Raw genomic sequence first — 12,485 nt, forward strand, 5'->3', positions numbered from 1 at the left:
TCAGCACACGCAATTGAAGGCATCTCGATGAAAGACCTGTTCCGCCGTTATCTTCCCGCCCGTTTCCGCAAGGAGGAGACGGTTATCCCGGTGGTTCGGTTGCAGGGAACGATCATGGCAGGCGGCAGCCAGTTCCGCCCCGCGCTCAATCTCGCAAGCGTGGCGCCTGCGCTGGAAAAGGCCTTTGCCTCGAAGAAATCCTCAGCTGTCGCCATCGTGGTGAATTCGCCCGGCGGTTCGCCCGTGCAGTCGCGGCTGATCTATCGCCGCATTCGCGATCTTGCTGCCGAGCACAACAAGAAGGTCTATGTCTTCGCCGAGGATGTGGCGGCTTCCGGCGGCTACATGATCGCGCTCGCCGGCGATGTCATCATCGCGGATGAAACCTCCATCGTCGGCTCCATCGGCGTCGTGTCGGGCGGCTTCGGCTTTCCGGAGCTTCTGAAGAAGATCGGCGTCGAGCGCCGCGTCTACACGGCCGGTGAAAACAAGGCGATCCTCGATCCGTTCCAGCCGGAAAAGGAAGCCGATATCGAATATCTGAAGACGCTCCAGCTCGAGATCCACAAGGTCTTCATCGACATGGTGAAACAGCGTCGCGGATCCAAACTCGTTGATGATCTGACGATCTTCTCCGGATTGTTCTGGACCGGCGTCAAGGCGAAGGAACTCGGCCTCATCGACGGTCTCGGACATGCGCGTGAAGTTCTGCGCCGCGACTTCGGCGACAAGGTGAAGCTCGAACTCGTCTCCGGCCAGCGCTCGCTCTTCGGCCGCCGCGTGCCGGGCGTCAATGTCGGCAGCGATATCGGGGCCGCAGCCGGGGAGGGTGCGATTGCAGCCCTTGCGCAGACGGCGGAAGACAAGGCATTATGGGGTCGGTTCGGGCTGTAACAGCCCTGATTTATCGAGGACACGATGCCCCAGGCAATCTTCCTGCTGATCATCGCAGCAGGCGTTTACATTTTCTACAAGCGTTTTGTCGCCGAGGCCCGCAAGGCGTCGGAACAGGCGAATGCGCGCCGACGCGAAGTCGAAAACGGCGCGCACGGGACCCTCGTGAAGGATCCCGTGACGGGTGAATATCGCCTCAAGAAGGACGATACCTGAGCAGCCTTCAGGCCGCCTTGTCCCTACGCGGCCTTGTGCCGCACATCCGGCAGGAAAATCGCCAGCAATCCGATCGCCGGCAGCATCGAGCAGACCTCGTAGACGAAGCCGATCGACGTATGGTCGGCCAGGACGCCGAGCAGTGCTGCACCGATACCGCCCATGCCGAAGGCAAATCCGAAGAAGAGACCTGCAATCGTACCCGGCTTGCCCGGAACGAGTTCCTGCGCATAGACGACGATGGCCGGGAAGGCCGACGCCAGGATGAAGCCGATCGGGATCGTCAGGATGACGGTCCAGGTCAGGTTCGCAAAGGGCAGGGCCAGCGTGAAGGGCAGCACGCCGAGGATCGAGAACCAGATGACCCGGCGGCGGCCGATGCGGTCGCCAATTGGGCCGCCGGCAATTGTGCCCGCGGCGACCGAGCCCAGATAGACGAAGAGCAGCAACTGCGCGGTCGAGGTCGAGATGCCGAACGTGTTCATCGTGTAGAAAGTGTAATAGCTCGACAGGCTCGCCATATAGAGAAACTTCGAGAAGATCAGCGCGCAGAGGATAACGATCGAGCGGATGAGCACGCTGCGGCTGACCGGCGATTCATGCGCGACGGCGGCCTTGCCCTTGGCTGAACGGCGCTCCTCGCGATACCAGAAGCCGACGCGCGTCAGGATCGCCATGCCGGCCAGCGCGAAAATGCCGAAATAGCTGATCGCATGCTGGCCGTAGGGCACGACGAGGAGCATGGCCAACAGCGGTCCGATGGCCGAGCCGAAATTGCCGCCCACCTGAAACAGCGACTGCGCGAACCCATGCCGCCCGCCGGACGCCATGCGTGCGACGCGCGAGGATTCCGGGTGGAAAATCGATGAACCGACCCCGATGGCGGCAACGCCGATCAGCAGGTGGTGAAACGAGGTGGCAAAGGCCATCAGCAGGAGGCCGACCAGCGTACAGCCCATGCCAAAGGCAAGGCTGAAGGGCTTGGGATGCTTGTCGGTATAAAAGCCGACGCCCGGCTGCAGGATCGAGGCCGTCAGCTGCCAGGTAAAGGTCAGGAGGCCGACATCCGAATAGGAAAGCTGGAACTTGTCCTTCAGGATCGGATAGACAGAGGGTACGACCGACTGCATCAGGTCGTTCAGCATATGGGATACGCTGATCATGATGAGGATTGCCATGGCAGGGCCTGTGGCGGCCTTGGCCAGGCTGGCGGATGCAGTGGACGCTTGCGACGGCGTCGCGCTCTCGGTGACGGCGCTCAACGGATGTTTCCTTCGGGATCGTTTATCGTCGGGCTCTCGTGCCCTTTTGAGCACTGACTATGCCTTGCTCTTGCAAATCCGCAAGGACGTTTGCTGCAGATTTGGTACGTCGGCCTTATCATGACAAAGAGTTAATCGATTTTTGTCTCGAATGGTCTTGCGCCGATATCAGTCGCCTGAGCCTTTGCTGCCGTCTTCTCCGGCCCAGCCCAGTTGAATATCGCTGACATGGGGGTTCAGTTTGGCAAGCTTGGCGTCCGAGGAGGGGATGCTTTTCTCACCCGAAAGCGCGGCGGGAACCTCCTTGCCCTCGGGCGGATTGAAGCGGATCGTGACGATACAGCCGCCATCGAGCGCGGACAGCTTGCCGCCCTTGAGGTCGGTGATATAGCCGCCATAGTCCCAGTCGAAACCGCTGATCTCGAATTTCCCGCCATTGGCCTTGATGACATCGGCAAGCGTCGAGCCGAGCGTCAGGCCTGCAATTGTCCAGTGCGTCGCGCCCGGGGCGGGGCCAACGGCCGAAAGCTTCGTCATCTCGTCATCGAAGAAGGACACGAAGAGCTTGCGCGCCGGGTCCTTGGGGAAGATCGCCAAAGCCTTGGCGGTCGCACCTTCCGCGCCCGCCGTTTCTTCGATCGCCGTCTCACCCTTGTATCGCGCCTCGATCGTCTTCGCCGTATCGCCAGCCTTCACGATGCTGGTGCAGGTCAGCGCCTCCGTCGGCTTGGCGTCACCCGCAGCATGGGCCGATGCAAGAGAAGCGGCGGCAAGAGGAAGAGCAAGCAGAATGCGGCGCATGTCGATCTCCGTAAACAATCGGGGCAAGTCTATCGCAGCCAATGGTGGATGCAACGCTGCTCTTATTCATGTGCACCCTCCATGCCCGGTCACATGCTTGACCCTGTCGGGAATAATATGCCAAACGACAGGCACGATTTTACAAGGCTTACGGCTGATCACATGACCACGACCCTCGCTCCCCATATGGACCCGAAGCGCTCTTTCCAGGCGCTGATCCTGACCCTGCACAATTATTGGGCCGACAAGGGCTGCGCCGTGCTGCAGCCCTATGACATGGAAGTGGGCGCCGGTACGTTCCATCCGGCAACGACGCTGCGCGCGCTCGGCCCGAAGCCGTGGAAGGCCGCTTACGTGCAGCCCTCGCGCCGCCCGTCTGACGGCCGCTATGGCGAGAACCCCAACCGTCTTCAGCACTATTACCAGTATCAGGTCATCCTGAAGCCGAACCCGTCGAACCTGCAGGAGCTTTATCTCGGCTCGCTGGAGGCCATCGGCCTCGATCCGCTGGTCCACGATATCCGTTTCGTCGAGGACGACTGGGAAAGCCCGACGCTTGGCGCCTGGGGGCTGGGCTGGGAATGCTGGTGCGACGGCATGGAAGTCTCGCAGTTCACCTACTTCCAGCAGGTCTGCGGCATCGAATGCGCGCCCGTCGCCGGCGAACTGACCTACGGCCTCGAACGCCTCGCCATGTATGTGCAGGGCGTCGACAATGTCTACGACCTGAACTTCAACGGCCGCGAAGGCGACGAGAAGATCAGCTATGGCGACGTCTTCCTTCAGGCCGAGCAGGAATATTCCCGCCATAACTTCGAATTCGCCGACACAGAAATGCTGCACCGGCATTTCATCGACGCGGAAAAGGAATGCCAGGCGCTTCTCGCGGCCGGCGCGCCCGGAGACAACGATAACCTGCGCCTCCACAAATGCGTCTTCCCGGCCTATGACCAATGCATCAAGGCCTCCCACGTCTTCAACCTGCTCGACGCCCGCGGCGTGATTTCCGTCACCGAACGGCAGTCCTACATCCTGCGCGTCCGCACGCTGGCCAAGGCCTGCGGCGAGGCATTCCTGCTGACGGATGCCGGTGGCGTGAACTGGAAGGATGTGGCGTAAGCCACATCTACGCCGCGCTTGGAAAAACCGGGCACTTGATCTACATTTGCCGTGAGGTTCATCTACATGGTGCATCATGGCGATCAATGTGAACAATCCGGAAGCCGATCAACTGACGCGGAAATTCGCGCAGGTTGAAGGTGTCAGCATTACAGATGCGATCGTCATCGCAATGAAGGAAGCGCTTGCGCGCCGAAGTGCGAACGAAACGCCATCGCAAACTGCGCGGCGCCTGCGAGAGCAATATGGCGTAACGTTGAACGAGCAGGCCAGACAACCGCTATCGCGCGAAACCTTCAATAGCCTCTGGGGTGAATGATGTTCGTCGATGCCTGCGCGATTATCGCGATTTTGTCCGATGAGCCCGAAGCAGATCGAATTTCAAAGGTTCTGAAGGAGGCTCGCTCTCCGATCACGTCTCCGGTTGCCATCCTTGAGGTCGTGCTCGCGCTTTCAAGGCCCGACAAGTTCGGTTTGCCGATGTCTACCGTTGAATCCCTCGTCCTCGATTTTCTTTTGGAAAGAGGCATCGAGATCAAGGATATGCCACCCGCATATGAGACAACGAAGCTGGCGATCTCTGCTGCGGATCGTTATCGCGCGGGGCGTTACGGTTTGAATTTGGGTGACTGCTTGCACTATGCTTGCGCCCGGCATTATCGCGTCCCGATATTGGCGACAGCTGATGAGTTCAAGCAAACAGATCTCGAAACGGTCTAACCCCGCTCGCCCCACTTCACGCCCATCTCCCAGACCGGCTTCAGCGTCGGATAGGTCCCAACATCGGTCTGCTTTGCGATCGTTCTCAGGCAACGGCGCGTGCCGGCGGGCTCGACCTTCTGCATCGCGACGGCATAGTCGATGAAGAGGACGAGGAGCGGGAGTGCTGCGCAGAGCCTGATGGCGGTTTTCATGATCGTTCCCCGGAACTGGTGTTCGTTGGGGACGATCTTCCGCCGATTGGCCGCGCCGCGCCGCTCCCTGGGTAACAGGGGAGGGCGCCTCCCGCCGTTTACCCTGCACTAAAATCCCGGATGACTTTGCCGCCGGCCAAGGCTAATCTCCCGGCAACAGTCGGGGAGAGGGAAACCCATGTATGCATTGATCATTATCGTGGCGATCGCGGCCTATGCGGTCATCGTCTATAACGGCCTTGTGCGCTCGCGCCAGATGGCTGAGGAAGCGTGGTCCGGCATCGATGTACAGTTGAAGCGCCGCGCCGACCTGATCCCGAACCTCATCGAAACGGTGAAGGGCTATGCCAGCCACGAGAAGTCGACGCTGGAAGAGGTGGTCGAGCTGCGCAACAAGGCGCAGGCCGTGCCGCAGGGCGATGTCGCCGGCCGCGGGGTCGCCGAAGGCATGCTGAGCCAGGCTTTGGGCAAGGTGATTGCGCTCGCCGAAGCCTATCCGGACCTCAAGGCCAACCAGAACTTCATCGAATTGCAGAAGTCGCTCGAAACCATTGAGGGCGAAGTGCAGATGGCGCGCCGCTATTACAATGGTGCGGCCCGCGAGCTGAACGTCAAGGTCGAAAGCGTTCCGTCCAACTTCGTCGCCAAGGCCTTCGGTTTTGTGAAGATGGCCTATTTCGAAATCACCAACGAGGCCGACAGGGCTGTTCCTCAGGTCAAGTTCTGATAAAGGGCGGGGGAGATTTTCTTCCGCCGAGACCCTTAAGACATGAACAAAGATACGCTCACCGTCATCCCGCCGGCCCATGCGCTGACTGGCCGCGTGATGCCGCCCGGCTCCAAGTCGATCACCAATCGCGCGCTGCTGCTCGCCGGCCTCGCCAGGGGTACGAGCCGGCTGACCGGCGCGCTGAAAAGCGACGACACGCTCTATATGGCAGAGGCCCTGCGTGCCATGGGCGTGACGGTCGAGGAGCCGGACGCCACGACCTTCGTCGTCACCAGCTCCGGCACGTTCAACCCGCCGGAAAAGCCGCTCTTCCTCGGCAATGCCGGCACGGCCACGCGCTTTCTCACCGCTGCGGTCGCCATGTTCGATGGCCGCTTCGTCGTCGATGGCGACGAGCATATGCGCAAGCGCCCCATCGCCCCGCTGGTCGCCTCGCTCGCTTCTCTCGGCGTTGAGATCGAGGCGTCCACCGGCTGCCCGCCCGTTACGGTGGACGCCAAGGGCGGCTTCACCGCCAATCGCGTCGTCATCGATGCAGGACTCTCCTCGCAATATGTCTCGGCGCTGCTGATGGCGGCAGCCTGCGGGCGCGAGCCCTTCACTGTCGAGCTGGCCGGCTCCGCCATCGGTGCGCGTGGCTATATTACCTTGACGACGGCCTGCATGACCGCCTTCGGCGCTGACGTGCGCGAGGAGGGCAATGCCCGCTGGGTCATCGCGCCGACCGGCTACCGCGCTGCCGATTATCTCATCGAGCCTGACGCTTCGGCTGCCACCTATCTCTGGGGAGCCGAAGTGCTGACCAGGGGCAAGATCAACCTCGGCGTCGCCGCGACCGAATTTTCCCAGCCCGATGCCCGTTCCTACGACATGATCGCCGCTTTCCCTCACATGCCCGCCGAGATCGACGGCAGCCAGATGCAGGATGCCATCCCCACGCTCGCCGTGCTCGCGGCGTACAATGAAACGCCCGTGCGCTTCACCGGCATCGAGAACCTGCGCGTCAAGGAATGCGACCGCATCCGCGCACTTTCGCTCGGCCTCAACAATATCCGCGCCGGCCTTGCCCGCGAGGAGGGCGATGATCTGATCGTCACCGGCGATCCGGCGCTTGCCGGCCAGACGGTTTCGGCGCTGATCGACACCTTCGCCGATCACCGCATCGCCATGAGCTTCGCGCTGGCTGGTCTGAAAACATCCGGCATCGCCATCGAAAACCCGTCCTGCGTCGCCAAGACCTATCCGAACTATTGGGACGCGCTCGGCTCGCTCGGCGTGACGTTTGAACGCAAGGCGGGATAGTCCGCAACAGGGGGAACGGCATGCAACGGTTCAAGGCGAAGATCTGCGCGGTCGCAGCATTTTTGATCCTGTCATGCCTCCCCGCCAGCGCTGCCGAGGTCATCCGCAATTTCCACGCTGATGTGGCGCTGGCCAAAAGCGGCCTCGTCACCGTGACCGAGCGGATTGAGGTGAATGCCGAAGGCCATGACGTCAAGCATGGCATCTTCCGCGATTTCCCGCTCACCTTCCGCAAGGAAGACGGCGCGATCGGCGAGGTGGATTTCTCGTTGAAGGCCGTGCGCCGCGATGGCCGGGACGAGCCCTACAAGACCGAATATATCGACAACGGCATCCGCATTTATGCCGGTGACGCCGACACATATGTCAGCTCCGGTCCACATGTTTATGAAATCGTCTACGAGACGAACCGGCAGGTCCGCTACGGGCCGGATGCCGATCTCTTCGCCTGGAACATCACCGGCAATTTCTGGAAATTCCCGATCCTGCGCGCCGATGCAGACATTCACCTTCCCGACGGGGTGCGGCCGACAAGCCTCAAGGTCTATACCGGCGAGGCGGGGGCAACCGGCAGCGACGCGACGATCCGCGACAATGGCCCGACCGTCAATGTACAGGCCACACGCAGCCTCAAGCCGAAAGATGGCATGACCGCCTGGATCACACTGCCGAAAGGCGCCATCGATGCGCCGACTGGAGCCCAGCAACGCTGGTGGTGGATCAAGGATCACCGCAATGCCTTCATTGCGCTCATTGGCCTGGTGCTCGTCTGGGCCTGGTATGGCTGGTCGTGGGCAAAGGTCGGGCGCGATCCGCCGCGCGGCATCATCGTGCCGCGCTGGGATGCGCCGGACGGCATTTCGCCGGCGCTGGTCAACTATATCGACAACAAGGGTTTCGGCGATGGCGGCTGGAAGGCGTTTTCGGCAGCAGCGCTGAACCTGGCCGTCAACGGCCGGCTGAAGCTTGAAGACCTGAAGACGTCGATCATCCTCACGGATACGAAGAGCGGCGGCCCGGAGAAACTGCCGCCCGGCGAAGGGGCCATCATGGCGCGCGTCGTTTCTGCCGGCGGGACGCTCAGGCTCGACAAGTCCAATGGCACCGCCGTGCAGGCGGCGGGTTCTGCCTTTGTCGGCGCGATCACCAAGGAAAATCGCGGCAAATATTACAATGCCAATGTCGGCTATGTGATCCTCGGCGTCATTCTTTCCGTCGTCACCTTCGTCGCGCTGATCGCCTTCGGTCGGTTCTCGTCCGACGACATCGCCCTGCTTGTCGTTCCGCTCATTCTTGCCGTTGTGCTCGGCGTCTTTGCCGGCGTGCTCGGCAAGGGCTTCCAGCCGGGCGTCTCGGTGGCGCGCAAGATTTTCTATATCGTGGTTCTCGGGTTCCTTGGCCTCATGGCCTTCACAGCCCTCGGCTCGCTGGTCTCGTTGATGTTCGAGGAGCTGCTCTCGCATGGCGAACTCCCCGTTATCGTCGGCCTCGGCGGCATCATCATTGCCAACATCCTCGCTTTCTTCATCATGGGCGCACCGACGGCGCTTGGCGCCAAGATGATGGATGGCATAGACGGGCTCCGCCAATATCTGACGCTGGCCGAAAAGGACCGGATGAACATGGCGGGCGCCCCGCAAATGTCGCCGCAGCATTTCGAAAAGCTTCTGCCCTATGCCGTGGCGCTCGGCGTCGAAAAGCCCTGGACGGAGACCTTCGACAAGTGGCTGGCTGCGGCCCAGATGGATGACTATCACCCCGGCTGGTATTCAGGCTCCAATTATGGTGGCTTTGCCGGCTCGGTCGGCGGCTTCTCGCATTCCATGGCGTCCACCATCCAGTCGACGCTGCCGGCGCCAGCACCCTCCAGTTCCTCCGGCGGCTCCAGTGGTGGCGGCTCGTCGGGCGGCGGGGGAGGCGGCGGTGGTGGCGGTGGCTGGTAAAGCCCAAGGCATCACGCGGACATGAAAAACCCGCCGCTCCAGGGGTCGAAGGCGGCGGGCAAGGGTCATTCAAAATAATGCCTGCTTTACTGCACGGTCTTCTTCGTGGCCGGTGCAGTGGTTCCGGTTGCCTTCTTGGCAGGGCCGGCAGCGGCGATTTCCTTCGCCAGACCAGCGGCACCACCCGGATGCGCGGCAATTGCCTTCGCAAGCGCGGGGTCGTTCTTGGCGAGCTTCGCATCGACCGCGGCGATCGTCGTCGCATCAAGCGGCTTGTTGGCGGCCTTTTCCAGCGCGGCATGGACGTCGGCCGCCGTCTTGGCATTCGCGCCACCGGCAAGGTAGGAGTTCAGCGCATCGGCATAGCCATGCGTGACAAGCCCGATTTCCGAATTCGGAGCCGCCTTCTGCAGCGCCTCGGGCGAGGCATGCAGGAATCCGTTCAGCTTGCCGAGATCGGACGCGCCGCTCTTGTTCGCGGACTTGTCCTTGCTCATGTCATGGCTCTTGTCGGAGCCCGTGTCGGAGTGTTTCGTGGTCTTGTCCATCGTTGTCGCGGCGCCCGGTGTCGCAGAGTTGCCGGACTTGCCACCGCCATTGTCGCTGGCCGAATGGCTGGCGCTGTTGCCGCCGGCGTTACCGCCACTGTTGCCATCGCCGTTTCCGCCGCCATTGCCGTTGCCGGCCGCGAATGCAGGGGCCGCAACCATGCTGCCGACGATGAGGGCTACCGCAGATATGCGGGAAAATTTGTTCGTGTGCATCTGATCTCCTTCCGGCCAACCGTTCGCGGCGACCTATATTCCTGAGCACTGACGAAACCGAATGTGAAATCCGCTCATGTCCGAATTGCGGTTCGAAAGCGAAATCTTCGGGGCCATTCGCGGGCAGGCCTCTGCCGATTTTGGCCGCTTTGGTGATGACAAGGCGGCCACGGCTTGCTAAGTCCCGCGCACTGAAAAACAACCTTTAAAGATTGTGCGCCAAGACCATGCCGGACCTTCTGCTTGAACTTCGCTCTGAGGAAATCCCCGCCCGCATGCAGAGAAAAGCTGCCGGCGACCTGAAGAAGCTGGTGACCGATGCGCTGGTCGAGGCGGGTCTGACCTATGAGGGCGCGCGTGAATACTGGACGCCGCGCCGCCTGACGCTCGACGTTCGCGGCCTCACCGCCCGCTCTGCCGATACGCGCGAGGAAAAGAAGGGCCCCCGCACGGATGCGCCGGCACAAGCCATCGAAGGCTTCCTGCGCTCGGCTGGCCTGACGTCCGTCGATCAGGCCGAAAAGGTCACCGACCCCAAGAAGGGCGAATTCTACATCGCCGTGATCCAGAAGCCCGGCCGCGCGGCGGAAGAGATCATCGCCGATGTCATGCCCGGCATCATCCGCAATTTCCCCTGGCCCAAGTCCATGCGTTCGGGTGCGGCTTCCGCCAAGCCCGGTGCGCTGCGCTGGGTGCGACCGCTGCAATCCATCGTCTGCATGTTCGGCCCCGAACATGACGAAACGGTCGCCATCCCGTTTGAAGTCGATGGCATCGTCGCCGGCAATGTCACCTATGGCCACCGCTTCCATGCGCCAGCCGCCATCACCGTCAAGCGCTTCGACGATTATGCCGCCAGCCTCGAAAAGGCCAAGGTCGTGCTCGACGCCGAACGCCGCAGGCAGATCATCCTGCAGGACGCGCAGAACCTCGCCTTCGCCTCGGGGCTCGAACTGGTCGAGGACGAAGGCCTGCTCGATGAAGTCTCCGGCCTTGTCGAATATCCGCATGTGCTGATGGGCACGTTCGAGGAAGAATTCCTCGAAATCCCCGCCGAAATCATCCGCCTCACCATCAAGACGAACCAGAAGTGTTTCGTCTGCCGTCCCGCCCATTCTCAGGAGGGGGGCGGCGAGGGGCTGGCCAACCGCTTCATCCTCGTTTCCAACATCGAGGCCAAGGACGGCGGCAAGGAAATCATGCATGGCAATGGCAAGGTCGTGCGCGCCCGCCTTTCGGACGCTGCCCATTTCTACAAGCGCGACCAGAAGGACATGCCCGACCTCGGCGACCTGAAGGAAAGCGCGGCGAAATTCGGCCTCGACCTCAAGAAGCCGCTCGACCAGCGCATGGCCAAGCTCGACCATCTGGGCGTCACCTTCCACGCCAAGCTCGGCTCGCAGGGCGAACGCGTCACGCGCATCCGCGCGCTGGCCGCCGCACTCGCCAGGATCACCGGCGCCGATGCCGCCAAGGTCGACCGCGCCGTTGTGCTGGCGAAAGCCGACCTGCGCACCGAAGCCGTCGGCGAATTCCCTGAGCTTCAGGGCCTCATGGGCCGCAAATATGCGATCCTGCAGGGCGAAGACGCCGACGTCGCCGCCGCGATCGAAGAGCACTACAAGCCGCTCGGCCCGTCCGACAGTCTGCCGACCAACCCGGTCGCCGTGACCGTTGCGCTGGCCGACAAGCTCGACACGCTGGTCGGCTTCTGGGCGATTGACGAAAAGCCGACGGGCTCGAAGGATCCTTATGCGCTGCGACGTGCAGCGTTGGGTGTGATCCGGGTGTTGCTGGAGAAGGGCGTGCGGTTGAAGCTCCTTTCCGTCGCCAAGGATACCGACCTCCTCTCCTTCTTCCACGACCGCCTGAAGGTCTATCTCCGCGATCTCGGTGCGCGTCACGACATCATCGACGCCGTGCTGACGCCGGATGCGGATGATCTGCTGATGGTCGCCCGCCGCGCCGAGGCGCTGACGGCCTTCATCACCTCGGAAGACGGCAAGAACCTGCTCGCCGGCACCAAGCGCGCCACGCAGCTGCTCGCCGCCGAAGAGAAGAAGGGCACGACAATTGCAACGTCCGTGGACGATGCGATCTTCACCGAAGAGGCCGAAAAGGCGCTCTATGCGGCCGTAGCCCTTGCCCGTCAGGAAGCCGACGAGGCTGTCAAGCGCGAGGACTTCCGCGACGCCATGGCAGCCCTTTCCAAGCTCCGCGGCCCGGTCGACCGTTTCTTCACCGACGTTCTGGTCAACGACGAAAACCCAGCGATCCGCGCCAACCGGCTTGCGCTTCTGGCGCTGATCCGCGAGGCCACGGGCACGGTTGCGGACTTCTCGAAGATTTCGGGGTGATCTCCTCTCCCCTTGTGGGAGAGGACGGAAAATCAGCATCTTAGCTTCAGCTAAGTGCTAGATTTTCCAGGTGAGGGGTCACGATTTGGCCCCGTCGTACACCACAATTCACCCCTCACCAAGCCTGCCAAGCCAATCGGCTTACGCCTCTTGGGGCAGGCTATCCTCTCCCACAGGGGGGAG

13 protein-coding genes are annotated in these 12,485 nt (G+C 61.9%); 9 read left to right on the forward strand and 4 right to left on the reverse strand.

What is annotated here, in order from left to right; genetic code table 11:
* Positions 1-27 precede the first annotated feature (27 nt).
* Together LQK84_RS08075 and LQK84_RS08080 are read left to right on the forward strand one after the other, a co-directional pair.
* Entirely contained in the window at positions 28-894 is an 867-nt protein-coding gene (locus LQK84_RS08075) for a S49 family peptidase (protein WP_230828177.1), read from the forward strand.
* Positions 895-918: 24 nt separating this feature from the next.
* The gene (locus tag LQK84_RS08080; RefSeq protein ID WP_230828178.1) at positions 919-1,110 is read left to right on the forward strand and encodes a hypothetical protein; all 192 of its coding nucleotides are present in this window, start codon (positions 919-921) and stop codon (positions 1,108-1,110) included.
* 23 nt (positions 1,111-1,133) lie between these two features.
* On the opposite strand, the gene LQK84_RS08085 is transcribed toward LQK84_RS08080, so the two are convergent.
* Positions 1,134-2,288 (reverse strand): MFS transporter, encoded by a 1,155-nt coding sequence (locus tag LQK84_RS08085; RefSeq protein ID WP_230828307.1) that lies wholly within the window; start codon positions 2,286-2,288, stop codon positions 1,134-1,136.
* Between the two features lie 252 nt (positions 2,289-2,540).
* On the reverse strand, positions 2,541-3,173 hold the full coding sequence (locus LQK84_RS08090; RefSeq protein ID WP_230828179.1) for a hypothetical protein: 633 nt from the start codon (positions 3,171-3,173) through the stop codon (positions 2,541-2,543).
* A gap of 186 nt (positions 3,174-3,359) precedes the next feature.
* Here LQK84_RS08090 and LQK84_RS08095 point away from each other — a divergent pair, with 186 nt between their 5' ends.
* The 3 genes from LQK84_RS08095 to LQK84_RS08105 all read left to right on the forward strand — a co-directional run bounded on the left by LQK84_RS08095 (position 3,360) and on the right by LQK84_RS08105 (position 5,012).
* Positions 3,360-4,292, forward strand: coding sequence for a glycine--tRNA ligase subunit alpha (locus LQK84_RS08095; protein ID WP_230828308.1), 933 nt, complete (start codon positions 3,360-3,362; stop codon positions 4,290-4,292).
* Positions 4,293-4,368: 76 nt separating this feature from the next.
* The gene (locus tag LQK84_RS08100) at positions 4,369-4,611 is read left to right on the forward strand and encodes a type II toxin-antitoxin system VapB family antitoxin (protein WP_230828180.1); all 243 of its coding nucleotides are present in this window, start codon (positions 4,369-4,371) and stop codon (positions 4,609-4,611) included.
* Entirely contained in the window at positions 4,608-5,012 is a 405-nt protein-coding gene (locus LQK84_RS08105) for a type II toxin-antitoxin system VapC family toxin (RefSeq protein ID WP_230828181.1), read from the forward strand. Before LQK84_RS08100 ends, LQK84_RS08105 begins: the two co-directional genes overlap by 4 nt.
* Here LQK84_RS08105 and LQK84_RS08110 read toward each other — a convergent pair.
* Positions 5,009-5,206 carry a hypothetical protein gene (locus tag LQK84_RS08110; protein WP_230828182.1) on the reverse strand — a complete coding sequence of 66 codons (198 nt, stop codon included), beginning with the start codon at positions 5,204-5,206 and terminating at the stop codon, positions 5,009-5,011. The two genes, LQK84_RS08105 and LQK84_RS08110, sit on opposite strands and share 4 nt — an antisense overlap.
* Before the next feature lie 178 nt (positions 5,207-5,384).
* Between LQK84_RS08110 and LQK84_RS08115 the strand changes: the two genes are divergently transcribed.
* Genes LQK84_RS08115 through LQK84_RS08125 form a run of 3 tightly spaced genes read left to right on the forward strand, consistent with a single transcriptional unit; the run spans position 5,385 to position 9,181 of the window.
* A complete protein-coding gene (locus LQK84_RS08115) occupies positions 5,385-5,933 on the forward strand; it encodes a LemA family protein (RefSeq protein ID WP_230828183.1) in 549 nt (182 codons plus the stop codon).
* 42 nt (positions 5,934-5,975) lie between these two features.
* On the forward strand, positions 5,976-7,238 hold the full coding sequence (locus LQK84_RS08120) for a 3-phosphoshikimate 1-carboxyvinyltransferase (protein ID WP_230828184.1): 1,263 nt from the start codon (positions 5,976-5,978) through the stop codon (positions 7,236-7,238).
* A gap of 20 nt (positions 7,239-7,258) precedes the next feature.
* Positions 7,259-9,181, forward strand: a complete 1,923-nt coding sequence (locus LQK84_RS08125) for a DUF2207 domain-containing protein (protein ID WP_230828185.1) — start codon at positions 7,259-7,261, stop codon at positions 9,179-9,181.
* 86 nt (positions 9,182-9,267) lie between these two features.
* Here the strand turns inward: LQK84_RS08125 and LQK84_RS08130 are convergent, their stop codons facing one another.
* Positions 9,268-9,945: a hypothetical protein gene (locus LQK84_RS08130; RefSeq protein WP_230828186.1), complete on the reverse strand. Its 678-nt coding sequence runs from the start codon at positions 9,943-9,945 to the stop codon at positions 9,268-9,270.
* A 227-nt stretch (positions 9,946-10,172) separates the two neighbouring features.
* Between LQK84_RS08130 and glyS the strand changes: the two genes are divergently transcribed.
* Positions 10,173-12,302, forward strand: a complete 2,130-nt coding sequence (gene glyS / locus LQK84_RS08135; RefSeq protein WP_230828187.1) for a glycine--tRNA ligase subunit beta — start codon at positions 10,173-10,175, stop codon at positions 12,300-12,302.
* Positions 12,303-12,485 lie beyond the last annotated feature (183 nt).

Origin of the sequence: Rhizobium sp. C4 (assembly GCF_021026315.1) — a bacterium.
Taxonomy (GTDB): domain Bacteria; phylum Pseudomonadota; class Alphaproteobacteria; order Rhizobiales; family Rhizobiaceae; genus Ensifer_A.